This is a genomic window from Fontibacillus phaseoli (assembly GCF_003337355.1).
Taxonomy (GTDB): domain Bacteria; phylum Bacillota; class Bacilli; order Paenibacillales; family Paenibacillaceae; genus Fontibacillus; species Fontibacillus phaseoli.
Genome location: NZ_QPJW01000017.1, coordinates 1 through 24,986 on the forward strand (window position 1 = coordinate 1; position 24,986 = coordinate 24,986).

General features: G+C 48.6%; 22 protein-coding genes and 1 other RNA gene. 2 read left to right on the forward strand and 21 right to left on the reverse strand.

Features of this window, described 5'->3' with window-relative positions; translation table 11 throughout:
• Window positions 1-264: 264 nt before the first annotated feature.
• The 14 genes from DFP94_RS23240 to fdrA all read right to left on the reverse strand — a co-directional run bounded on the left by DFP94_RS23240 (window position 265) and on the right by fdrA (window position 14,429).
• The gene (locus DFP94_RS23240) at window positions 265-528 is read right to left on the reverse strand and encodes a pro-sigmaK processing inhibitor BofA family protein (protein ID WP_114498864.1); all 264 of its coding nucleotides are present in this window, start codon (window positions 526-528) and stop codon (window positions 265-267) included.
• A 26-nt stretch (window positions 529-554) separates the two neighbouring features.
• Entirely contained in the window at window positions 555-770 is a 216-nt protein-coding gene (locus DFP94_RS23245; protein WP_425459276.1) for a DUF2508 family protein, read from the reverse strand.
• A gap of 195 nt (window positions 771-965) precedes the next feature.
• Window positions 966-1,565: a recombination mediator RecR gene (gene recR, locus DFP94_RS23250; RefSeq protein ID WP_114498866.1), complete on the reverse strand. Its 600-nt coding sequence runs from the start codon at window positions 1,563-1,565 to the stop codon at window positions 966-968.
• Window positions 1,566-1,591: 26 nt separating this feature from the next.
• Window positions 1,592-1,903, reverse strand: coding sequence for a YbaB/EbfC family nucleoid-associated protein (locus tag DFP94_RS23255; protein WP_114498867.1), 312 nt, complete (start codon window positions 1,901-1,903; stop codon window positions 1,592-1,594).
• 69 nt (window positions 1,904-1,972) lie between these two features.
• Window positions 1,973-3,745: a DNA polymerase III subunit gamma/tau gene (dnaX, locus tag DFP94_RS23260; protein WP_114498868.1), complete on the reverse strand. Its 1,773-nt coding sequence runs from the start codon at window positions 3,743-3,745 to the stop codon at window positions 1,973-1,975.
• A 141-nt stretch (window positions 3,746-3,886) separates the two neighbouring features.
• An RNA gene (gene ffs, locus DFP94_RS23265) (signal recognition particle sRNA large type) lies at window positions 3,887-4,154 on the reverse strand.
• Between the two features lie 103 nt (window positions 4,155-4,257).
• Window positions 4,258-5,001 (reverse strand): response regulator transcription factor, encoded by a 744-nt coding sequence (locus DFP94_RS23270; RefSeq protein ID WP_114498869.1) that lies wholly within the window; start codon window positions 4,999-5,001, stop codon window positions 4,258-4,260.
• A gap of 8 nt (window positions 5,002-5,009) precedes the next feature.
• Window positions 5,010-6,482 (reverse strand): sensor histidine kinase, encoded by a 1,473-nt coding sequence (locus DFP94_RS23275; protein ID WP_181873272.1) that lies wholly within the window; start codon window positions 6,480-6,482, stop codon window positions 5,010-5,012.
• Window positions 6,483-6,608: 126 nt separating this feature from the next.
• A complete protein-coding gene (locus tag DFP94_RS23280) occupies window positions 6,609-7,832 on the reverse strand; it encodes an amidohydrolase family protein (RefSeq protein WP_114498871.1) in 1,224 nt (407 codons plus the stop codon).
• A 36-nt stretch (window positions 7,833-7,868) separates the two neighbouring features.
• The gene (locus tag DFP94_RS23285; RefSeq protein WP_114498872.1) at window positions 7,869-9,236 is read right to left on the reverse strand and encodes a citrate transporter; all 1,368 of its coding nucleotides are present in this window, start codon (window positions 9,234-9,236) and stop codon (window positions 7,869-7,871) included.
• 13 nt (window positions 9,237-9,249) lie between these two features.
• A complete protein-coding gene (gene arcC / locus DFP94_RS23290) occupies window positions 9,250-10,218 on the reverse strand; it encodes a carbamate kinase (protein WP_114498873.1) in 969 nt (322 codons plus the stop codon).
• Between the two features lie 274 nt (window positions 10,219-10,492).
• Window positions 10,493-11,395 carry an oxamate carbamoyltransferase subunit AllH family protein gene (locus DFP94_RS23295; protein WP_114498874.1) on the reverse strand — a complete coding sequence of 301 codons (903 nt, stop codon included), beginning with the start codon at window positions 11,393-11,395 and terminating at the stop codon, window positions 10,493-10,495.
• Complete coding sequence (locus DFP94_RS23300; RefSeq protein WP_245955076.1) at window positions 11,395-12,654, reverse strand: YlbE family protein; 1,260 nt, start codon at window positions 12,652-12,654, stop codon at window positions 11,395-11,397. The genes DFP94_RS23295 and DFP94_RS23300 overlap by 1 nt, the downstream gene beginning before the upstream one ends.
• Window positions 12,655-12,677: 23 nt before the next feature.
• Entirely contained in the window at window positions 12,678-14,429 is a 1,752-nt protein-coding gene (gene fdrA / locus DFP94_RS23305; RefSeq protein ID WP_114498876.1) for an acyl-CoA synthetase FdrA, read from the reverse strand.
• A gap of 226 nt (window positions 14,430-14,655) precedes the next feature.
• Between fdrA and DFP94_RS23310 the strand changes: the two genes are divergently transcribed.
• Window positions 14,656-15,927 carry a stalk domain-containing protein gene (locus tag DFP94_RS23310; RefSeq protein WP_114498877.1) on the forward strand — a complete coding sequence of 424 codons (1,272 nt, stop codon included), beginning with the start codon at window positions 14,656-14,658 and terminating at the stop codon, window positions 15,925-15,927.
• Between the two features lie 72 nt (window positions 15,928-15,999).
• Here the strand turns inward: DFP94_RS23310 and rpmE are convergent, their stop codons facing one another.
• On the reverse strand, window positions 16,000-16,197 hold the full coding sequence (gene rpmE, locus DFP94_RS23315) for a 50S ribosomal protein L31 (RefSeq protein ID WP_114498878.1): 198 nt from the start codon (window positions 16,195-16,197) through the stop codon (window positions 16,000-16,002).
• A 299-nt stretch (window positions 16,198-16,496) separates the two neighbouring features.
• On the opposite strand from rpmE, the gene DFP94_RS23320 reads away from it, so the two are divergent.
• On the forward strand, window positions 16,497-17,399 hold the full coding sequence (locus tag DFP94_RS23320) for an Rpn family recombination-promoting nuclease/putative transposase (RefSeq protein ID WP_114498879.1): 903 nt from the start codon (window positions 16,497-16,499) through the stop codon (window positions 17,397-17,399).
• Between the two features lie 86 nt (window positions 17,400-17,485).
• Here DFP94_RS23320 and DFP94_RS23325 read toward each other — a convergent pair whose 3' ends face one another.
• From DFP94_RS23325 to DFP94_RS23350, 6 genes are all read right to left on the reverse strand, one after another.
• The gene (locus DFP94_RS23325) at window positions 17,486-18,754 is read right to left on the reverse strand and encodes a radical SAM family protein (RefSeq protein WP_114498880.1); all 1,269 of its coding nucleotides are present in this window, start codon (window positions 18,752-18,754) and stop codon (window positions 17,486-17,488) included.
• Between the two features lie 29 nt (window positions 18,755-18,783).
• Window positions 18,784-20,133: a transcription termination factor Rho gene (gene rho, locus DFP94_RS23330; protein WP_114498881.1), complete on the reverse strand. Its 1,350-nt coding sequence runs from the start codon at window positions 20,131-20,133 to the stop codon at window positions 18,784-18,786.
• A gap of 151 nt (window positions 20,134-20,284) precedes the next feature.
• On the reverse strand, window positions 20,285-21,538 hold the full coding sequence (locus DFP94_RS23335; RefSeq protein ID WP_114498882.1) for a UDP-N-acetylglucosamine 1-carboxyvinyltransferase: 1,254 nt from the start codon (window positions 21,536-21,538) through the stop codon (window positions 20,285-20,287).
• A 179-nt stretch (window positions 21,539-21,717) separates the two neighbouring features.
• Window positions 21,718-22,572: a class II fructose-1,6-bisphosphate aldolase gene (gene fba, locus DFP94_RS23340; protein WP_114498883.1), complete on the reverse strand. Its 855-nt coding sequence runs from the start codon at window positions 22,570-22,572 to the stop codon at window positions 21,718-21,720.
• A 229-nt stretch (window positions 22,573-22,801) separates the two neighbouring features.
• The gene (locus DFP94_RS23345; RefSeq protein WP_114498884.1) at window positions 22,802-23,179 is read right to left on the reverse strand and encodes a response regulator; all 378 of its coding nucleotides are present in this window, start codon (window positions 23,177-23,179) and stop codon (window positions 22,802-22,804) included.
• 164 nt (window positions 23,180-23,343) lie between these two features.
• Window positions 23,344-24,945: a CTP synthase gene (locus DFP94_RS23350; protein ID WP_114498885.1), complete on the reverse strand. Its 1,602-nt coding sequence runs from the start codon at window positions 24,943-24,945 to the stop codon at window positions 23,344-23,346.
• Window positions 24,946-24,986: the final 41 nt, after the last annotated feature.

The following is a 24,986-nucleotide window of genomic DNA, read 5'->3' on the forward strand; positions in this document are numbered from 1 at the left end:
TCAAAAGTGTTTGACTTGCTCATTTAGAAAAACTGACGAGAAAATTAATTCTCATTTTAATACTCACTCGTTGTTCAGTTTTCAAAGATCAACTTTCTTCATTTCGTCGCAATTTTGTTTCAGCAGCGACCTTTATAATATATCAAACGCTTACCTCTAAAGTCAAGACTTTTTTCATTCAATTTCTTTCGATTAAATTTGAAAGACTTGTCCGTCGAAGAAGCGATTTATAATGTACCATATAAGACAAAGCGCCGTCAACTGTCATATCATGGTTAGTTTTAATCCCAACAATAACCCCACACCCGGTAGTCCAAGTACAAGCACTGTAGAGATAGTCACCGGATTTAACGGAATATAAACTTCCGTCATCAACCCGGAGAAATTGACCACATAAATGCCGAGAGCCGCCAGAACGACATGAAGTCCAAAACGCGTAAGCCATGCAAAACCGAGCCGCCTGGAGACTGCAATGTACAGCAACAATAGTAATGAGACTACCAGTATGCCTATCAGCACCATTTTCATCTTATGCCCCCCGTTCGATTATCCGGTTAAAAATACGACCCATATTTAAAAATATCCCATTGCACTTTCGCCTGCTTGGCCAATTTCAATTGAATCTGGTACCTTCGTTCCGCCGCCTCGAGCGTGTAGATCGCCACGTCAACCTCATCCTCCCCAAACGCCTCTTGAAAAGCCCACCAGGCCCTTTCCCACTCCGCACGGGCTTTGCAAACTTCTCTATAAAGGTGCTCCTTATACTCCATCTCCTGGTCTGGCCACCGGGATTCCTTTTGCGGTTCGGCCCGGGTTCCCCATAGCTTCATATCTGTTCGCCCCCTCCATCCGGTATATTTATGTGTATCAGGGAACGGACAAACTTAGAACCGAAGGCTACTGAAATAAAAAAAGAACTTGACCCCGCATTCTCGCGGTTCAAGTTCTTTAATTACAATTTCTATTTAATGAAGTTCGCGCCGTCCTTCGAGCGCCTTGGAGAGCGTCACTTCATCCGCATACTCCAGATCCCCGCCGACTGGCAGGCCGTGGGCTATCCGGGTCACAAGCAGATCAAACGGCTTTACCAGGCGCGAAATATACATGGCTGTCGCTTCTCCCTCTATGTTCGGGTTCGTGGCCAAAATGAGCTCTTTTACCCGCTCATCACTTAAACGGTTCAACAATTCCTTCAGCCGGATATCATCCGGACCAAGACCTTCCATGGGAGAAATCGCTCCCTGCAGCACATGATAATAGCCATCGAATTCCTTCGTCCGCTCCATCGCAACCAGATCTTTCGACTCCTGCACTACGCAAATAACGGAAGGATCACGGGTTTTGTCCTGACAAATCCGGCAAGGATCCGTATCCGTAATATTGCAGCAGACGGAGCAATAGTGAAGATTGCGTTTCACGCTGACCAAGGCCTTGGCAAAATCAATGACATCATCCTCTTTCATGCGCAGCACATGAAACGCCAGCCTGGCGGCCGTCTTCGGACCGATGCCGGGCAAGCGGGTAAATGCGTCGATCAGCTTTGCGATCGGTTCGGGATAATACAATGGGAGTGTTCTCCTTCAGTCTAAAATTAGAACAGGCCCGGGATTTTCATTCCGCCTGTAAATTTGCCCATATCCTGGTTGGCGAGTTCTTCCGCTTTATTGAGCGCGTCGTTGACAGCGGTCAGCACCAGATCCTGCAGCATTTCAACGTCCTCCGGATCAACGGCTTCCGGTTTAATCGTCAGGGACAACAATTTTTTGTGGCCATTGACTTGAACCGTTACGACACCGCCGCCGGCGCTGCCTTCGATCCTCTTGTCGCCCAGTTCCTCCTGTGCTTTGAGCATTTGCTCCTGCATCTTCTTCACTTGTTTCATCATTTGGTTCATATTGTTCACTAGGCCCACATCTCCTTCATTAGTATCCATTTTAATTATAATAGTTGCACATCAAATCAAAAAGCCTCTCTATTCCTTGATGACTACGAGTTCTTCGCCGAACAGCTGTATAGCCTCGTCAACCCAAGGTTCTTTGCCTCCACCGTTCGCATCATCGGGAGGCGGCTCCAACTCAAAGGGCTCACTCGGCGAATTCGCCGCCCCTTGAATTGCCTCGTTCCAATCTTTCAGCATCATCGTAACCAGGCGGCAAGGGCGTCCCAATTGACGCTCCATCACCTGCTCGATCAGCTGTTTGTTGGCCGGCTTTTCGGTCGTTTCGCGATGGATATCGTTCTTGAAAGCAACCAATACCGCATCCTCCGATACGGAAACAGGCTCCCCGTTCACGAACCAGGCATGGATGGTCACTTTCGCATCCTTGACCGCCTGCAAGATCTGGTTCCATTTCCCTTGGACCGCCATAAACTCCTGGTTGTTCCGCTGGGCAACGTACCGATCCATCCCCGAGGGGAGCTTGGCTGGAGAAGAGATGCGCGGCGCCGGACTTCTCGTCGCGGAGCGACCGCCGGAAGCGGCTGCCCGATCGCCTCCTCCGGCTCCCGCCGCCAATCCGCCCTGTAGCGCCTGCTCTAGCTTACGCTCCAGCTCAGCGAGCTGTCCTTTAAGCTGCTGCACTTCGGAGGCGGAGGCTCCCGGCATAGCGGCAGCCCCTTCCTGATTCTGTAAGGATGGCTCTTGCACCAAGCCATCCCCCTTCGGAAGGCTGCACAACTTCAGCAGCGCTACTTCGAACAGCATTTGAGGCTGTGCCGCGTATTTCATCTCCGTCTGGTAATGATTCAACGTATCGATAATCCGAAACAAGTGCGAACGTGAAAAAGCCAAGGCCATTTCCTTGAAATCCTGCACCTCCAGCACCCGTTCCGTCAGCTTGTCCGCCTGCGGTACCATTTTGATCATGAGCAGGTCACGGAAATAATACAGCAGGTTCTCCATGCATTTATCGGCGCTCTTACCTTCCTGCATGAAACCCTCGATCATCTGCAACATGCCGCCGATGTCATCTTCAAGTATGGTCTTGGCAAGCGCTGCAAATTGCCGGGATGGAATTCCTCCCGTCATATCCAGCACCTGCTGATAGGAGACCTGGCCGTCCGAAAACGAAGCGATCTGGTCCAAAATACTGAGCGCGTCGCGCATTCCACCGTCGGAGAGCCTTGCGATATACTCGATCGCTTCGTCCTCGGCCGCAATTCCCTCCTGCTCGCAAATGACCTTGAGCCGCTGGCTTTGCTCCTCCAGCGATACCCGCCGGAAGTCAAAGCGCTGGCATCGAGAGATTACCGTTGCCGGAAGACGATGCGGTTCCGTCGTCGCCAAAATGAACATCACATGCGGCGGCGGTTCTTCCAAAGTCTTGAGTAGCGCATTGAACGCTTCCGTAGTCAGCATATGAACTTCGTCGATAATATACACTTTTTGCCGCACTTCCGTTGGGGCATACTTCACTTTCTCGCGGAGATCGCGAATTTCGTCGACCCCCCGGTTGGAAGCGGCGTCAATTTCAAGGACGTCCATGACAGTACCCGCGGTAATCCGCCGGCATGCATCGCATTCATTACACGGCTCCGGGGCAGGTCCGTTTTCGCAGTTAACTGCTTTGGCCAACAGCTTCGCCGCCGTGGTCTTCCCGGTTCCGCGCGGTCCGCTGAAGAGATAAGCGTGTGATAACCGCTGTTCGCGGATCGCATTCTGCAACGTACGGATGATATGCTGTTGCCCTACCATATCTTGAAACGACTGCGGCCGCCAAGCACGGTACAGTGCGATATGCTCCATTTGCGGCACCTTCTTTCTATCCATAAGCGGCTTTCGCCGCTTTCTTATTATACTATACTCGTCGCGTCAGAAAAACTCATTCTCAGGAAATAAAAAGCATCTCTGCCCGAGAGCAGAGATGCGTTCTCATTCATTGTAATACCGTGCACCTGTTATTGATCATTGCGATCCAAGCGGCACCTCTACGGCGCAACTCGGGACAGGCTCCCCTCCGGCACAAGAGTGGGACTGCTTATGGCTGCTTCCTTCCGGACCTGACCAGGTTCACAATTACTCATTGCGGAGGACCCGTCCGTCAACGTCTGCCGTAAAGACCGGACCTCACATCGGCAAGACCGCTAACAGGACTTCAACCTCGCTACAGCGGATTGCGAGTTACAGGGCACCGCTACCTCCCCATCTAGCACGGTGAAATTAAGTATAGCCCATGCCTGGACAAAATGCAACCTGGGGCAAAACTTGGCTCTATCACCAGTTCGAACCCTCTTATATAATACTGCAGTCGAACAACGCTATTCGGTTACGGCCTTCTCTCCATCCTCATTATCGTTTTTGCTTGATATCATCGAATAGCCTATGCCCGAATAGGTTCTGATAACCTCAAGATAATGGTCGCACCCGGCTTGCTTCAGCTTTTTGCGAATGCGGGCAACCGCCACTCTTAAATATTCGATTTCATTGGAATAATCCAGCCCCCAGACCGTCGTCAAAATTTGATCATGGCTAATAATTTTGTTCATATGCATCCCCAAAAGTTCCAGGATCAAATATTCGATATTGGTCAGCTTCACTTCTTTGCCTTTGACATAAACGCGCTTCTGGGCAATGTTGATCTCGAGATTATACGTTGTTATCCGGCTCTCCTCGCGGCTAAGCTCATAATGGACCTTCGTTCTCCGCAATACGGCCTTCACCCGTGCAAACAGTTCATCCAGGGAAAACGGCTTTGTCAAATAATCATCCGCCTCCAGATCGAAGGCCTGCAGCATATCATCCGAAGCACTGCGCGCGGTCAAGAAGATGACCGGAACCTTGCTGAACTTCCGAAGCTGCTTCAACACCGTGAAACCATCCATATTGGGCATCATGACGTCCAAAAGCACCAAATCGGGCTCATGCAAATCAAATTGCTCCAAGAACTGCTCTCCGTTTGAAAAGGTACAAACTTGATAGTTGAAGGACAACAGGTTCGCTTTAATGAAACGAACGATCTTAGGTTCATCGTCTACTATAGCAATTTTATAGTTATTTCTCATCTTGCCTCCTATGGAGCTGGTATGATCGGCAATTTTACGGTGAAAGTGCTCCCTACATTCAGTTGGCTTTGTACATAGATATCCCCGCTATGCTCGCGGATCAATCCCTGGCTGATCGATAAACCAAGGCCGGAGCCTCCGCTCTTTCTTGCCGCCGAAATATCGACCCGGTAGAAGCGTTCAAATATTTTCTTCTGATTTTTTTCTGAAATACCAATACCGTTATCATTAACTTCTATAATAATAAACTGATCGTCATGGTGAATATTGACGATAATTTTCTTTTCCTCAGCAACATTATAGGTGAGTCCGTTGATGATCAAATTGATCAGGACCTGTCTGAGCCGGGCTTCGTCTCCATATAGTAACGGAAAATTCGAAGTCGTATCGTAATTAAATACAATCTCTCCTTGGCACATCACTTTCTCTGGCAGTTGATTGAGCGTTCCCTTGATCAGGCGGAATAACGGAAAAAAATCCTGATGCAACAGCAAAGTGCCGGTCTCAATCTTCTTTACATCCATCCAAACATCAATCAGTTCTTGCAAATGCAGCACATCCTCATGAATCCCTAACAATAAATCATTGGAAAAAGATTCGTCCCACTTATTGGATATGCCCCTCAGAAGGGTTTCGACGCTTCCCCTGATATTCGTTAGCGGGGTCTTGAATTCATGGCTGGCGATCGAAATCAGATTGCTTTTGATTTGATCGATCTCATATTCCTTGGTGATATCCCTGATACTATACACATTGCCCAATGACTCACTATTCTCGTATACAACAAATTTTTTGATTTCAAAATAGAATATTTTCCCCGGACCCTGCACTTTGATCCTGATTTGAGCATCGTCTCTCGCGGCAAATTCTTCAATGTCCGCCGATTCAAGCTCATTGATCTGTACGAACATCTTGATTAATTGGTTTTCATTAATGACCATCTTCCCGTCATTATAAGCTTTAATAAAATTAACGAATGCCTCATTCTGATGGATCACATTCTTCCGCATATTCAACAAGACGATCCCGTCGGACATGCTATTGAGCAAATTATCCAGTTTATACAGCCAATCCCGGTATCGATCGGAATTGAACTTTGCCTGATAGAGAGAGCTGAACAGATTGGCAAGAGAAACCAATCGCTCGGGCGGCAAACTTTCGATGTCGTTCCTCCCGCCATCGTCAAATACTATTTTTCCGTTCTCTACCTCGTGGATATGGATCGAATGAATCACCGGACTCGGGTTCGGGATGCGATTTCGTAGAAATTCATCCCATTCTTCCCCTTCATGAACGGCACCGTCGGAAGTTATTGAATAATTGGGAAACCAACAGCTGATCCGATAACGGGTCGAACTCTGCAATTCTCTCAGGCACTCCTTCAGAAACAGCTCCTTCCCGATATAGTTCTGCGCATTGGAGTTGAATCGATCATCGGTGTCGCCAAATTCGCTGAAAGCGCTCTTTTTTTGAATCATCATCCGGTCTCCTCTTAAAGCAATTTGATTCATATCCATATTAAAGCATCCGGAGTCATTCTGTTAAGTATAAGAGAAATGGAAAAACTCCATATTCCGACTTACAGAATATGGAGTGCCAGGTTTGCCCTAAGCGTTAATTTTTACGTTTTTTACCGTTTCGACGGTTACTTTGCCGTTCTTGACGACAAACAATCTGGCCGGCATATCGATAATCGCATTCGTAACCGTATGCGTATCCAACAAGACAAGGTCCGCCTTATTCCCAACCTGGATCCCGTAACCCTTCAAATCGAGGGCCTTGGCAGGGTTTGTCGTAATCATCGGCAGAACCGTATGCAGATCGTCTGCGCCGCCCAAATGGGCCGCCGGAATTGCGATCATCGCTGTCAGCATCAAATCTCCGTTGCCATAAGGCGTGAATGCGTTACGGATATTATTGGTTGCGATACACATGTTTACGCCGCCGTCGCGAAGCAGACGAATCGGAGTTACGGTACGGCGCACATTGTAGGGATCGTTTCTCGCCCCAAGATGCAGGTCCGTACACGGAAGGCTCATTACGCTGATCTGGGCTTGTTGCATTTTCTCGATGATCGGCATCAATTGTTCGCGCGGCATCGCGGCGATGCTGGTCAAGTGACCTACCGATACTTTGCCTACGAACCCTTCTGCAATCGTCTTCTCCGCCACATAATCAATGGTCGTGCCTTCGGCATTATCCTTGAAATCCTGATGGAGATCAATCGGCTTATTGTATTTCTTGGCAAGCTCGAATACAAAATCGATATGCTCCTTGGCATCACGATCATTATACGGAACTCCGCCGACGATATCGCAGCCCATTTCCATGGCTTCATGCATCATTTTGTCCGTACCCGGCGCCTTGAAGATTCCCTCCTGCGGGAACGCAACAACCTGGATATCCAGCAGATTCTTGTACTCCTCGCGAAGCTCCAGAATAACCTCAAGTCCGGCAAAGCCCTGGGACGGGTCGAATTCGGAGTGCGTCCGCAAATGCGTCGTTCCGTTCTTGACCAGCATGTCCAAGGTTCTGCGGGCCCGGTCACGGATGTCGTCTTTGGTGAACGTAGGTTTTAATTGAGCCGTAACGCTGATGGCCTCTTGCAATGTACCCGATTTATTCGGCAAGCGGTCAGCGATCAGCGCCTTATCCAAATGAAGATGGCTTTCTACCAAGCCCGGGATCAGCACTTTCCCGTCGGCTTCGATCACCCGGCCGGCTTCGCCTTCGATATTGGCCTCAATTCCGATAATCTTCCCATTCTCGATCGCAATGTCGCGGAGTTCCGCACCATCATTTATTCTTGCTTTTTTAATCAAGATATCCATAGTTTGCCCCTCCTGCTTGAATGTCTGAATGATTGCTTATCCAAAAATCAATGAGAGAATCAAGAGAATTCCCATCGCGAGACCGACCCATTTCCCATTGCCTTTAACAACTTGAAGAATCGGAATTTGGAAACCGGAGGAAAGGGCCTGCATCGTAATATTAATAAAGCTCAGCTGGCTTCCCAGACCAACCCCCATCGCAACGAAACCGAAGGCCATAGGCGAAAATCCCAGAGTAACTGCTATTGGCAATACCAGAGTCAGGATGGAGCCAACATAAGCCCCTGCCGGAATACCGACCAGAATACCCGCCAGTACGGCTACGGGAACCACGATGGCCGATGGAGCCTGTCCTGCTACGCTTGAGATCGCTGCAAACGCACCTGTTTGACCGATCATATTGATGAATGCCAAGAAGATCCCTACACTGAACAACCGGGTCAAAATATACGTAGATCCGTCTACCATCGATTCAAGCGACTTATTAAGCGTAAACTTGGTGCACAAGAAAATCAAACCAACCGTAAGCATTGTATATACAAGCGGCGTAAACAAACTGTAGCCGATCATTTTGTTAATCATCGGTCCCAGGATAACGGAACCCAGCAGGAAAATCGCTGGAATTGTCATCTTGAACAATTGCTTATTGGTCATTCCCGCAAACTCACTGCTCTCTTCACCGACGAATAGGGCCTTTCTCCGCTTGGCTCCCCAGAACGCTATCGCGATTCCAAGGATGACGAAGCCCAAGGTGAACAAGCGCATTTCCGCAACATAATCCGCTACCGGGATCCCCGAGAGCTTGGAAACAATCCCCGATTCAAGCGATGCAGGAGATGTTGTAAAGCTGACTGCCGATACGATAGACATCGCGGCAATGACCTCCGGAATCGCTCCCAGAGCCGCAAACGCAAGCGGTGCAATAACCATCGCGCTTCCGCCGCCGATTCCCGACATATAGGTTGCTGCTGCTTGCAGCAAGACGATGAATGCCGCGAAGTATTCCACGCGTCCCTTGATTCCTCTTCGAACCAAGGTCAGGGCCGAGGTATAGCCCCCGGATTTAAATACGGCCATCGCTACAGCCGAGTTAATAATCGGTACGGTGATCGAAAGCATACCGGGAATCGAATCCAGGAAATGCTGGTTAGCTTCCTGAAGCGATATACCGCCGATAATCATCGCCATGACACCGCCGACCAAACCGGCTGCGATCATGTCTACCTTTAAGAAGAGCAGTACCAGAATAACGATCAAAGGTACAATGGTTAATAAGGCATACCATCCGGTTGGGGTTGCAACTTCCGCGCTGACGGCGTCTGCCGCAAAAACTTGTAGAGGCAGCATTAGCAACAGGAATGCTGTAAAGATTAAGGCTGGGAAACGAAATTTTTTCGTCTTCATAGTTCGCACCTTTCTATGCCAGTTTATGATTCATTGAATCTGCATTTGGAACTATCAAGGTACCTGATTTTCCTTCCAGTGCATCAGTCAATTTATCGATTGAAGTAATGATGACATTCTTGCCGCCGTTCTTCAGGAAGAGAATTGCCGCTTCAATCTTGGGGCCCATGCTGCCTTTCGGGAACTGTCCCTCATTCAAATAACCGACAGCCTCGTCCAGCGTCATTTTGTCCAGATTTCTCTGATCCGGTTTCCCGAAGTTAACGGCGACCTGGGCGACACCGGTTAGAATGAACAGATAATCTGCGCCAATCTCTGCGGCGAGTAAAGCGCTAGCAAAATCTTTGTCGACGACAGCCTCTACTCCCTTAAGCTGTCCGTCATGGTTGACTACGGGAATACCGCCTCCGCCTACCGTGACGACCGTCAGATTCTTGGACAACAACGCTTCTATCGCATCCTTCTCAATAATCTGGGATGGGATCGGCGATGGAACAACATGTCTGTAGCCTCTGCCGCTATCCTCCACGTAAGGGAAAGATTCTCCTTCGGCGAAGGCCTTGTCCAGCATTTCCTTAGTATAGAACGGACCGATCGGCTTGGTTGGCTGGTTGAAGGCAGGGTCATCTTCAGACACTTGCACTTGCGTAACCAACGAAACCGCTTTCTTGTCCAATCCTCGGCTAGCCAGCATATTTGTAATCGTTTGCTGAATTAAATAACCTAAATTTCCTTGCGATTCAGCTCCATATACATCAAGAGGAAACATGGGAAGAACATCCGAGGACATTCTTGCTTTGACGATGGAATTACCTACTTGCGGACCATTGCCATGCGTGACGACGACCTGATGGCCTTGCTCGATCAAATCGACAATCGGGGCACAGCTCTGTTCAATATTCGCTTTCTGCTCCGCAATCGTTCCTTTTTGACCCTCTTGAATAATGGCGTTTCCGCCAATTGCAATAAGCATTTTACTCATAATAAACCTCTCCATTTGAAACTAAATAAGATAGCTATCTATACCTTTATCATACGGACCGAATACCCTGAAATCTAATCAAAAGTTCATTAAAATAATCGCCTTTTCCGGTTCAAAAAAATAAAATAAACATAACAAAACTTGATGCCAAACGGACGACAGTTTACTATATAAGATTAATGACAAACACAGCATTTAAAGCAGGTTCCGGGGTTTTCTGATGCGCAACAGAAATTGACCCCCGGATAACCCGCTCATTATGCGTATTAAAAACCTATAACATTTCGCAAGACAAAATCGCAAACAGGAGACCGTAATACGTATCGATTCCGGAACGGCTGCCTACATTCAACAACGCTTCCGCACATACTTCAAAATTAAATTCCGTTTCATTCAGTAGTGCAGCAAGCATATCCAATATAACTGTGCTGAAATAACCCTCGGTTGCATTGTAATAATAATTGGCACTAACCTGTGTCGTTAAGCTGGGCAGTTCTCTCGAAATCACCCTTATGGCTTGGGAAACACCGGAGCCGGCTTTGCCTAACAAATGTTCAACCGCCATAATGCCGACGAGGAAATCATCTCCGCTTGGCGTCAGACCTTGTCCCCGTCCTATAAAATATTTGATCAAATTGCTATCCATCGCTTGTTGCGGATCCTTCAGCGCATTCGATAGAGTCAATAAATTCCGCTCCAACACGGAACCTCCCTCGCGCCCGTCCGTCAGCGACAGTGCATCCGTCAAAGATAAACCTAAACCCGGCTCTTTATCCATCCGTAAAGCTAACTCGCGCATTCGGGGAGCCCAACCGGCTAAATGATGATCCGGCCCGGCCCGCAGCTCCAGACGGCAATTAAACTCGTGCATCAACAAAATATGGATATGAACATTACAGTTAGCGAAGGAGAGCAATTTCCTGTCACTGCTCCATTCGACCTCTTCACCGATAAATGTTTCGGCAACCAAACGATCATATAAATAGGATTCGATATGAATGCCGAACGGTACTCCATTGCCATATTCCGTTCCTACGAATACAAGATACTTGCCGAAAGAAATATTAAGCCCGTTCGCAAAAATACTCTGAACAACTCCGAAGCTCCTGGCCTGATTCAGGAAAATGACCGATGAGCTATATCTCCCTCTGGATATGAATGTCGCAGGATAAAGCATTAAGCTTCAATTCCCAACTTTTCCGCATAAGCAATCAATGCCTGTTCAAAGCATCCGAACGGTACCCGGACGGTACCCGCGCCTACTTGGCCAACGCCGGCTTGCTTATGGGCGATGCCTGTATTAATGATCGGCGTGATTCCCGTCTCTACGACCTTACGAATGTCGATCCCGAGACAGGTGCCTTGGAAGTTCCATGTAGGGATAGCATAATTGGAGTTGTAGGCGATGCAAATTTCGCTCATCTCATTGCTGATCGCAAGAGCATTATCAAAACCGCCGGCACCGATGAAGCGGGTAACCCCAGGCGCAGCAACCATGGCCATCCCGCCGACGCCGAAGGTTTCGGTGATTGCGGAGTCGCCCATATCCGGATTGGCATCATCCTGCGAATAGCCGGTGAAGAATAAGCCCTCAGGCGTATTCACCGGAGCGGTAAACCACCGGTCGCCAAGCCCCGAGACACGGATGCCGAATTCGTGGCCATTACGGGTCATCGCAGTTACGATTGTGCCGTACTCTACAGAACGGGCGGCATCCATCGCCGCTTTGGACGAAGCCATCATGATATTCAGGAAAAACTGATCCGTATCGGCAAGGAACTTCATAACATCGTACTTGGTTTTCTCATCCAAATCGGCAACCGTCAAGTGTGGGGCAATCTCCTTCAGGAATACAAGCGAAGCCGCAATGTTACGCTGATGAAATTCATCACCCATCGTAATCGCTTTGCCGATAATCACGTTAACGTTCAATCCGCCATCCATGGATTTAAGAACCTTGGACAATGAAGGTCCGAGAACATCTCTCATCCAGTTCAAACGGTTAATAACCTCTTCGCTATAGGCGCCAAAGCGGAGTACCTTACCGATGCCTTCGTTCATCGTGCAATAAGCCCGGTTGCCATGTTCCTTGTTCTCGACGACCAGCACGGGCATATTCCCCGACGTGATTCCGCCCATCGGACCTACGGCCGAAACATGATGGCACGGAATGAACTGAATCTCTCCTCCCTCCAACATTTGCCGCGCCTTGGCCTCGTTATCGGCCCAACCTTCAAACAATACGGCGCCGACGCAGGAACCCCTCATCGGATCTGTCATCTGTCCCCACTCCATCGGCGGACCTGCATGCAGGAGAACCTTGCCGTTCAGCTCGGAAATGACCGATTTCGCCGGTACAATGTCCAGCAGAAAGGGCTGCGAATTTTTTACCTTCTCAATGACCGCTTGATTTGCCTCATCAATTTTAGAAAACACTCTCATCACCCCGTATGTTGTATTTACATTTTATTGAGTATGCTCAAAATTTTTCTCAGCTTTTCGTTACCGCCTGCCACCGGTCTCCAATCGAACTGTACGACTCTGCTGCCCTCCGTTTCCAAATTGTCGGCAAAGCTGCTTAAGCCGATATTGATGACTTTTGGCTTGGAATCGAGCAATTGCTTGACCGCATCTGACGGAGGAGTAACAACCGTGCTCGGCATAGCCTCTTCTTGGACCGGAAACTCCCTGGAACCCACTTGAACTTCATGACCGATCATGCGCAGTGCGGTGCGGACAGCGCTGAAATTGCTGTCTGTCATAATGGCTCCCGCTTCAAGCATTAATTTAAGCTGCGAATCATAATTCTGGGGATCCTTCTTCGTACCGCAGATCGAGCCGACGAAATACAATTTACGCCCTTCGCTCGCCGCTCCGGAAATTGCCTTTTTAATAGCTTTCGATAAAGATGCCGCCATATCCTCATGCGCTCCGTAACCGAGCACCAGGTCGAACAGTACTACCGCTACCTCCGGCTGCTTGGACGTTTCTTCGATGAACTGAAAACGGGTAGTACCGTCGATCATCGGGTGCGGACGGCCTTGCGTATACATATCATCGCCGAGGTCGATGACCTCATGCCCGTCATATTGAAGCAAATAGCCTTCATCGTATTTCTTGAGCTTATCAACCTGCAGCGCTTCTTTCATTAAAGTCGCAGCTTCATAAGCCAGCGTTCCGCCCGTATAGAGACCACGGATTTTAGTCTGACTTGCGGTGAAGCCCAAATCGAGCGGAAGTTTAGCCTCAGGAGCCGGTTCCAGTTTCGTCCCTTGCGCCAGTTCAACTGCCAGAATCGCCGCTTCTTCCAGCGTATGAGCGAATTTAACGGACGGCAAATAGGATTCAGGCTTTTCTCCCATGAAAATGGCAACCACCGGCTTCCCGATATTGGCCAATAAAGTTACAACCTGCTCTCTTACTTTTGGTGCCGGCGGTTTGGAAATTACGACTACAACCTCTGTATCCGCGTTATCAGCTAGAGCCCGAATACCATCCAACATCGTAACTGCCTCAATGCTCTCCGACAGATCCCGTCCACCCGTTCCGATGGCATGGCTGATGCCAGCGCCCAGCTTATCGATCAGCGTGATCACTTCCTGGATGCCTGTGCCTGATGCACCGACTACGCCGATATTCCCTTTACTAACGATATTGGAAAACGCAATCGGTACTCCGCCGATTACTGCGGTTCCACAATCCGGGCCCATCACGAGAAGACCCTTCTCTTTTGCAAAATCCTTAACCCGTTTCTCTTCTTCAATCGCTACGTTGTCACTGAACATAAATACATGGAGCCCGTTCTCAAGCGCGCTCATCGCCTCATCCGCAGCATATTTCCCCGGGATGGAAATGACGGCCAAATTCGCCTCGGGCATAGCTTGCATTGCGCGATCCCATGTTCTGACTTTCTCGACTTTTTTACCGGCGGAAGCCGTAGCCTGATTCTTCAAAAATTGCTCGACTTCTTCAAGAACGGTGCCGACGATTTCTTCGCTCTCCGCATCGATTGCGATACACAAATCACTAGGGGCTGCCTTGTCCAGATCCGTCGTATACATCCCCGTATTTTTCATAATGTCAATGTTGGCAGGGGTTCCCATCATGACAGAAACTTGATTCACACCGTCAATATCGGACAGCTTATTGGACATAAGCATCAGACTTACCGAGTCTTGATATAAGTTTGGCTTAATGATAATGTGCAGCAAGCCAAATCCCTCCTAATTTCATGTAGTTAGCGTTTACAGAACAATTGTACTTGGAGAACCATAACATTCGCATAAATTCTATGAGCAGGACATTAAAAATAGATAACAATGGAGGGGAAATCTTCGAAACTACCCCATACAGGGAATCTTTGCTATATTTATAGAATGGAATATTTCATAGGTTGGAATATTTCATAGAATAGATAGGGGAGGTTCTCGTTTAATTATGAAAAAGCTAGGAGCGCTCGTATTGGGGATTTCCATATTTGCTGGAGCCTTGTCGGGTTCGTATCCAAACAGAGCCGAGGCAGCATCACCTGTGCAAATTTTACTCGACGGCTACCCGCTGTCCTTCTCAGGCGATCCCGTCGTTATCAAAGGGACGACTATGGTTCCTTTTCGTTCTATTTCCGAAGCGTTAGGAATACCGGTCACCTGGAATCAGGCACAAAAAACAATTACGGCCGTGAAAGGCGAAGGGGATGCGGCGGTACGCGTTAAGCTGACCCTGAACAATCCCACGGCTACCGTGAACGGATCCTCCGTTAAACTGGCCGTCGCGCCTAAATCGCAAAACGGTAACACCTTGATTCCACTCAGCTTCTTTAGCCAGCAATTCGGGGCAAAGGTCAATTGGAATCAAGCCAATCAAACCGTTTCCATTACATCGCCAAAAGAAAAAATGTATACGCTCGGCTTCTACGCCATCTCGGCTTTCTCTGAAGTATCCCGGGTACAAAGTCTGGATTCGGTCGCTTTCGGCTGGAGCCGGATCGACGAGAGCGGAGTCTTCTCGACTTCGACCAAGCCTTTCAGATGGCCGCAGGCTGCCGGTGACGTCACCCCGGACAGCCTTGTAACCGATGCGGTCAATTCCGGTACCACTCCTTATTTAATGGTTTACTCCAGTGACGTTAAAGGCGAGCTCACCAAAATCGTCGAGAATCCGGAATCCCGAAAGAAGGCTATCGCCGATATTATTACGGCCGCTACCGGAACTCCCTTCGAAGGTATTATGCTGGATTTCGAAGGGCTCGGCCTGACTACGGACAAAGCAAGTACCCGGGCTGCCTTTAACTCCTTTGTTAAGGAACTCGGTGCCGAAGCCAAAGGTGCCGGCCTAAAGCTCGGCCTCGCCCTGCATCCATTGAACTCTTCCTATCAAGGCTATGATTATAAAGCGCTTGGAAATATCGCCGACGAAATCGTCATCATGGCCTACGATTACCGGACAGGCACCGGATTCAGCGAAGAAGGCGGAAAGCAGCCGGAACCCGTCTCCAAGGTAGACGAGGCCATTCGTCTGGCCATTAAAGAGACAAGCAAAGACAAACTTATACTGGGCTTGAACATGGATAACGAAAATGCGAACTCGGTTAGCCTATTAACGGGCCTCGCGAAACGCTATGACTTGAAAGGTATCGCTCTCTGGCGTCTTGGCATTATTAAGGAAGACGAGTGGAAAAGCCTGGAGCAAAGCATAGAATTTAAACAGTAACAAAAAAATCCCCCGCTTAAAAAAGCGGGGGATTTCGCATTTATCCGAGATGCTGCGGGGCAGCATGTCTCATTAGATGCCGTATTTTTTCTTGAATTTATCCACACGACCACCAGCATCCAGGAATTTCTGTTTCCCTGTGAAGAAAGGATGGCAGTTGGAGCAAATTTCGACGCGCAGATCTTGTTTCACGGAACCCGTTTCGAACGTGTTTCCGCAAGCGCAAGAAATCGTAGTCACGTGATATTTGGGTTGAATGGCTTCTTTCATGACTTTCACCTCTTTCCGCCCTGAGCCTCATGCGTGCACAGAGTTATAATGACACATAAAAACATTATAGCACGGGTGTTGTAACTGCGCAATTGTATACTTCAGGGTATCAGGTTGTCCCTCTCATCTGTAAATGATTCGGCATACCCTTGAAGTTACAGTTTCTTTTCCAACTCCTAATGGTATAATCAGGAATATATCCATTCTATTTTTTGAGTGAAGCACACTCGCGAAGCATTTGTTTTTGCTCGCAGTGTGCTTTTTTGTTGTTTTTAAATAACTTAGAAAAGGGGCCTACGATGGAACGGACCACTCCGCATGATGAAGCTTTTAAGAAGTTACTGCAAACCTTTTTCGCGGAATTTATCGCTTTATTTTTCCCCGAGCTGGACAAACTCCTGGATCATCGGCACACCCGATTCCTTATGCAAGAGCAGCTTGTAGATATCATCGGCGAGGAAAAACGTACGTTGGATCTGCTGCTGGAAACAAAATATAAGACACTAAACGCCTACATTCTCATTCACCTGGAACCCCAATCCTATCACCAAAAGGAATTCCACGAGCGAATGTTCATTTATTTCAGCCGGCTATATGAAAGACACCGGAAAGAGCATAAATTGATTATTCCGATCGCCATCTTCACAGAACCCCATCTTATAGGTGAAACAGATACCTTATCCATGTCTGTTCCCGGACACACCATCCTTCGATTTCAGTTTTTGAAGGTCGAGATTTTTAACAACCACTGGCGAAAATTCATAGATTCCGACAACCCCGTTGCCGCTGCTCTTTTAGCAAAAATGGGTTATAATAAAGGAGAAGAAAGAGAAATACGATTTGCTTTTCTACACATGATGCTAAAGCTAAGAAAGAAACTAGATGACGCTCGAATCGCGCTTATTATGTCTATCGCAGACTTGTACTTCGTACCCGATCAGAAACAGGACGAAGCTATATTATATGAACTAACCCGAATATATCCGAAGGAAGGTGAAGCCATTATGGAGTTGATGCCGGCTTGGAAGCGCTGGGGATATGAAGAAGGCTTGGAAAAAGGAATTGAGAAGGGGATTGAGGAGGGAATGGAAACCGCTCGGCTAAAAGTCGCCCATAAATTGCTCGTTAAGGGATTCTCCTTCGAAGAGATCGGTGAAACCCTCGACCTCCCCGCCGAAGAAGTACGGAAGATGATAAAATAAATCTCAACAGGACCAATGATTCTATATTGTTAAAAGTCCCTCAAGCCATGGCTTGAGGGACTTCTTCGTTTTAGATCAAAACTTCTTTACTGCCGCACTTTTACTCGCGCCAGTTCGGCAGGAGGGACATGGGTATAAGAACCAATGACCACATCCGGCAGCTCTTCCTGGAAAATTTCAATCATTTGTTTCATGCCGAGCACATCTCCCTTGGCTTTGGGAATCAGCTCCAAATAGCTTTCGGGATCGATATTGAGGTTACGGAATTGAATCAGCTTCAATTTGGTCCGGCGGACAAATTCCACCATCGCCTCGATCTCTTCCTCCCGGTCGGTTACCCCGGGGAAGATCAAATAATTGATCGAGGTATAGACGCCTTGTTCGCCAGCATATTTCAAGGATTTCTCCACGTTTGCCAAAGTATAACCGCGCGGCTTGTAATATGCATTGTAATGATCATCCAGGGCGCTAATCGTACTGACTCGCATCAGGTCAAGTCCGGCATCGACGATTCCGCGGATATGATCGCTGAGGCCGGCATTCGTATTGATATTGATATATCCCATAGCGGTTTTCCGGCGAACCTCACGGATCGATTCAATAATCAACTTGGCCTGAGTAGACGGCTCCCCTTCACAACCTTGCCCGAAGCTAATGATGGAGTCCGGTGTCTTCAGATGCTCGAGCATAATCTCGACCAATTCTTCCACGCGCGGCCGAAAGTCCATCCGCGTCTGCGGCGATACAAAGCCGCTGTCATCCGGTTGTTCCGAAATACAGCCGAAACATCCCGCATTACAGGAATAAGAAACCGGTACGGCTCCTTCCCAGCGGTTCAAGAACGTATTCGAAGCGGTCAAGCATTCGTAACCGAGCGCACAGTTGGAAAGATGGTCATAGAGCCGGTTCTCCGGATAACGTGATTTCAAAGTTTTTACCTGATTTTTCAGTTCGAGCGGATCACAATTCAGCGGATTCCACTTCTCCGGATCATCCGACAGACGGGCAGTCACAAAAAACTGTCCGTCCTTCCATACAACCGCTGAATAGCCAAACAACGGGAGCTTATAATCCTTGTCCGTCTTAACATAACCGGGCAGGCAAAGCCGCGTAAACCCCTGGGGCAGCAAAGCCCCCACAGCCTGTACGTTGCCGGGCAGCGGCTTCATTTCCCCGGTATCGGGATCCATGCCGATCGGACGGGTGCAAGGCAATCCGACCAGCGTCGCTCCTTCCGGCAGCGGAATCAGCTCATCTTCCATGATCTCAACGATCATATCCGCACTACGGGCCAACCCATATAGCGAAGGATGATCGTACACTTGTCCTTGCTCATCTGCGTATACTAAATACATGGTGTACTCCTTTTCAAGTGTTCGGGTCTTTAAACGCCCGAACCGTTTCCAGATCCGGAGGTCGATGATACGGTCCGGGCCGGACGCCGCGCACCGGTGCCACTACTGGAGCTTCCGTTGCCCGAAGCGGCATTTCCGGCGGCATCGAACGAAGCCAAAAACTCGGCGTTATTCTTACTGCCCCGCAGCTTTTTCAAGAACCCTTCCACAAAATCGTAGGAATCATTCATGTTTTTGCGGATCGACCAGATCGTATCGAGTTCTTCCTTCGTCAACAGAACTTCTTCGCGACGCGTTCCTGAACGGCGGATATCGATCGCCGGGAAAATGCGGCGTTCCGCCAGCTTGCGATCCAAATGAAGCTCCATATTCCCGGTTCCCTTGAATTCCTCATAGATGATATCATCCATCCGCGAGCCCGTATCCACAAGTGCAGTAGCCAAAATCGTCAAACTGCCACCCTCCTCCACATTCCGGGCCGAACCGAAAAAGCGTTTTGGCCGGTGGAATGCGGCCGGGTCAATCCCCCCGCTAAGCGTACGTCCGGACGGCGGAACTACCAGGTTGTATGCACGGGCAAGCCGGGTAATACTGTCCATCAGAATAACGACATCTTTCTTATGTTCAACCAAACGCAGCGCGCGCTGAAGGACAAGCTCCGCCACCTTGATATGATTCTCCGGCAATTCGTCAAACGTGGAAGCGATCACTTCGCCTTTGACGGAACGCTGCATATCGGTTACTTCCTCGGGACGTTCATCGATTAACAGTACGAATAACTCGATATCGGGGCGATTGGTAGAAATGCTATTGGCAATCTCTTTAAGCAGCAGCGTTTTCCCTGCCTTTGGCGGCGCTACGATCAAACCGCGCTGCCCCAGGCCGACGGGAGCGAGTACATCCATAATGCGGGTGGATAAATGGGTTGGGGATGTTTCAAGCACGAGCTTTTCCTGCGGATATAGAGGAGTTAATGCCGGGAAATGCAGACGTTCGGCGGCAATCGTAGGATTCTCGCCGTTTACCGCATTAACCTGCAGTAAGCCGAAATACCGCTCATTCTCTTTAGGAGTCCGACACTTGCCGGAGACCAAATCGCCGGTTCTAAGATCGAACTTGCGGATTTGCGAGGCGGAGATGTAGATATCCTCCGTACTCGGCAAATAGTTGATCGGTCTAAGGAAGCCGTATCCTTCCGGCAGAATCTCCAGCACGCCTTCCATGAACATTAATCCGCTTTGCTCTGCCTGAGCTCTCAAAATGGCGAAAATTAATTCTTTCTTTTTTAACTGGCCGTAATAAGGAATTTGATGCTGCTTCGCGAGCTTGTACAGCTCAGTCAGCTTCAGCTCTTCCAAATCGGCAATTTGCAGATCCATGTAAAAACCACCTATTCAATTTGATCGTTTCGAATAATGCAATACCCTATCATTTTCAAGAATGAATCTATGAAGAATTAAGATTGCTAGAACTAGACTTATTATCATAGTATTACCCGTTCTCTGGGAACTTATGCCGAAAGAAGCGGGCTTATTCCACCTGACGCCATACGTCCGCACCCAACGCGCGAAGATTCGTAACCAGGTTGTCGTATCCGCGGTCGATCAATTCTACGCCGGATACTTCGGTTACACCGCCATCCACGGTCAGACCGGCAATGACCAGCGCAGCTCCGGCACGCAAGTCGGCGGCCTTTACCTTTGCAGCGTTGAGCGGTCCGCCCTCTATGACAGCCGAGCGTCCTTCGACGCGAATTTTCGCGCCCATTCTAACCAGTTCCGGCACGTGTTTGAACCGGTTGCTGTAGACAAAATCGCTGAGAATACTCACACCGTCAGCCTGGGTCAGCAAACTGGTCATCGGCGACTGCATATCGGTCGGGAAACCGGGATAAACCAGCGCCTTTACATCCACATGTTCATATTTTGCCGCGCCAATAACACGAATTGATTCGTCCAACTCTTCAACACTGACGCCCATTTCCAGCAATTTCGCCGTAAGGGCCTCCAGGTGCTTCGGAATGACTCCGTCAATGATAACGTCCCCGCGCGTCGCTGCCGCAGCAATCATATAAGTTCCCGCCTGAATGCGGTCCGGGATAATCGAATGTCGGCAGCCCTTCAGTTTGGCTACTCCCTCAATGCGGATCGTTTCGGTACCGGCGCCTTTTATGCTCGCGCCCATGGAGTTCAATAAAGTTGCTACATCTATAATCTCAGGCTCTTTGGCCGCATTTTCGATAATTGTTAAGCCTTTGGCTCGCGTTGCAGCCAGCATGATATTAATAGTCGCCCCTACGCTGCAAACATCAAGATAAATCTTCGCGCCGCGTAGTTCCTTGGCATGCAAATGAATCGCCCCGTGTTCATTACTTACGGTAGCGCCTAAAGCTTCAAAGCCTTTGATATGCTGATCGATCGGCCGTGGTTCAAAATTGCAACCGCCAGGCAATCCGATCGTCGCTTCGTTAAAACGTCCCAGCAGTGCCCCCATCATATAGTAGGAAGCACGCAGCTTCTTGACGGGCCCGTTCGGCATAGGAATCGATTTTATATCGGAAGGGTCAATTTTCATCTGACTGTCTTCCCAAGATACGCGGGCACCCAGCTCTTCCAGAATCACCGAATACACGGCGACATCGCTGAGATGGGGCAGGTTATCAAGCACTACTTCGGATTCAGCCAAAATTGCGGCAGGTATGAGCGCGATCGCACTATTCTTTGCACCGCTGATCGATACTGTGCCGTGCAGCGGCCGTCCGCCGCTGATCATTAATTTCTCCATAAGCTCAAGGGTCCCCCTACGTATAATGCAGCCGAAAATCGGCAAGTGACTCTTTACAATCTAGAGATAATTCAAAATTAGGACAAGTGGAAACTTTTAGCTGTGAAAATGGAAAGACACCGTCTAGGCGGTGTGCTCTCCAAAATCACCCTATTTAACTGGAATATTCAGCAGTAAAATTACGCTTTGTTGTTGGAACCAAACTCGCGAATTTTACCGACAACGGTCGCTTTGATAGCATCGCGGCCTGGAACGATAAATTTACGCGGATCATAAGCATCCGGCTTAGCAGCCAATACTTCGCGAACTGCTTTAGTGAATGCAATTTGGTTCTCGGTATTTACGTTAATTTTGGAAGTACCGAGCGAAATGGATTTTTGGATATCATGCGTAGGAATGCCTGTACCACCATGAAGAACGAGCGGAAGCTTAACAGCATCGCGAATTTCTTCCATTTCTTTAAAGCCCAGGTTTGGTTCGCCAAGGTAAGGACCATGAACGGAACCCAGAGCCGGAGCCAATGTATCGATACCTGTTTCCTTCACGATGCGAACGCATTCTTGCAAGTCGGCATATTGGATACCACCGATTACGTCGTCTTCCTGTCCGCCAACCGTACCTACTTCAGCTTCAACGGAAACCCCTTTGGCATGAGCATAATCAACGACTTTTTTCGTCATTTCGATGTTCTCGTCAATCGGATGATGGGAACCGTCGATCATAACGGAAGTAAAGCCTGCGTCAATCGCCTCTTTACATTTGTCGAAGCTGGAACCATGGTCAAGGTGAATTGCAACAGGAACTGTGATTTTCATGTCATGCAACAAGCCTTCCACCATTTTAACAACGGTATAGAACCCGCCCATATGGCGTGCTGCGCCTTCGGAAACACCGAGAATTACAGGCGATTTTTCTTCTTCTGCTGCAGCAAGGATCGCTTGCGTCCACTCGAGGTTGTTAATATTGTATTGACCTACTGCGTATTTCCCCTCAAGCGCTTTGTTCAACATGTCTGTCATAGATACTAATGGCATGGGTTTCAATCCTCCTAAGGATGTTGGATTATCTTTCTTAGCCGACATTCACACATTTTTTATTATACCACACCTTGACAAAATTACTAATAGAGGTTGGCCAAAAGTCATCTTTTGATCACTAGGGAAATTCAAGTCGAATATTCTCTCTTTCTTAATAGAACTTTTATTGCAAATAAGGGTCCGCTAATGAAAAAAAGAACCCCGATAAAGGGGTTCTCATAAATTTCTAGAGCACAGAGCCGCTCTTCAACTGCATATTTACCGCCACTCGCATTTCATCAATATCAAATGGTTTGGTAAAGTGCATTAACGCTCCGAGTTCGGTGGCTTCCTTGATCATATCCAGCTCTCCGTATGCCGTCATCATAATCACCTTGATAGCCGGGTTGACCTCCTTGATGTGCTTGAGAATTTCAAGCCCGTCCATGCCCGGGATTTTCATGTCGAGCAGCACCAGATCAGGCGAATCGCTGCGGACAATTTCCAGGGCAAGCTTGCCGTTGGCCGCTTGGTAAGTCTTATACCCCTCACTGCTGAATACTTCCATCAACAAAATACGGATACCGTTTTGATCATCGACAATCAACACCTTCTTCTCTTCCACAGAAAACCCTCCTACGAGTTCCACCCTTGTAATTCTTATATTGTAATAATTCGCCTTCATTTTGGAAATCCCTTCTAAATTGGAAAAAAGAGACTCAAAAAACATATCAACGTTATTTACAACTAAAAATTACATCGTTTTAAGGAAGAGAACGTACTGCGGCATTAGGACAAATGCGCGATCGATGCTTTTACGAACTCTCTGAACAGCGGTTGCGGACGGTTCGGTCGGGACGTGAATTCCGGATGGAATTGAACCGCAAGGAACCAAGGGTGCCCAGGCAGTTCGACTATTTCAACAAGGCGTCCATCCGGCGAAGTACCGGAAATGCGCAGACCCGCCGCTTCGATCGTTTCGCGGAAAGCATTATTAAATTCATAACGGTGCCGGTGTCTTTCATATACCAGTTCGTCATCATAGCATTGCATGGCGAGCGAGTCCGGCTGAAGTTTGCACGGATACAGGCCAAGACGCATCGTCCCGCCCAAATCCTCAATATCCTTCTGCTCGGGAAGCAGGTCGATGACCGGGTATTCGGTGGAAGGATTGATCTCCGAACTGTTCGCACCTTGAAGTCCGGCCAGGGAACGTGCATATTCGATAACCGCTACTTGCATGCCAAGGCAGATGCCGAAGAAAGGAATGTTATTCTCGCGGGCAAACCGGATCGTCGTAATTTTGCCTTCAATACCGCGATCTCCAAATCCTCCCGGCACGAGAATGCCGCCAACGCCTTTCAGGCGTTCGTTCACATTATCACCCGTAACTTCTTCCGCGTTGACCCAACGGATTTTGACATCCGCATTTGTATCGAAACCGGCATGAGAAAGGGATTCTACAACGCTCAAATAAGCATCGTGAAGTGCGACGTATTTGCCGACAATAGCGATTTCCACCGTTTTGTCCAGCTTGTTGATCCGTTCTACAAGGTTTTCCCATTCGCTCATGTCCGGAGCCGGCGTAGTCAGCTTCAGATGGTTTACGACGATTTCGTCGAGGCCCTCGTCACGTAAATTCAAAGGCACTTCGTACAAAGTGTCCGCATCGCGGCATTCTACTACCGCGTTCGGATCGATATCGCAGAAGAGCGCAATTTTCGCCTTCATGTCATCCGAAAGTTCATGCTCCGTACGGCATACGATTACATTCGGCTGGATGCCGATACTGCGGAGCTCCTTGACACTGTGCTGGGTCGGCTTCGTTTTCACTTCACCGGCTGCTTTGATATAAGGAATCAAGGTAACGTGGATGTACATCACATTCTCACGGCCGATATCGCTCTTGATCTGACGAATGGCTTCCAGGAAAGGAAGACTCTCGATATCGCCGACGGTCCCCCCGATTTCCGTAATGACTACATCGGAACCCGCTTCGCGTCCGGCACGGAATACACGCTCTTTGATTTCGTTAGTAATATGCGGAATGACTTGAACTGTTCCACCTAAATATTCTCCGCGGCGTTCCTTGCCGATGACGGAGGAATAAATTTTACCGGTCGTTACGTTGCTGTTCTTGGACAGGTTAATATCGATAAACCGCTCATAGTGGCCCAAATCCAGGTCCGTCTCCGCTCCGTCGTCGGTAACGAATACCTCCCCATGCTGGTAAGGGCTCATCGTGCCCGGATCCACATTCAGGTAGGGATCGAATTTCTGGATGGTTACCTTGAGACCTCTGTTCTTAAGCAGTCTGCCGAGCGATGCGGCCGTAATCCCTTTTCCCAATGAGGATACGACCCCGCCTGTCACGAAAATATATTTTGCCACAGTTCAAAAACCTCCTAAATTAGTACGGGTTCCTTCAAAAA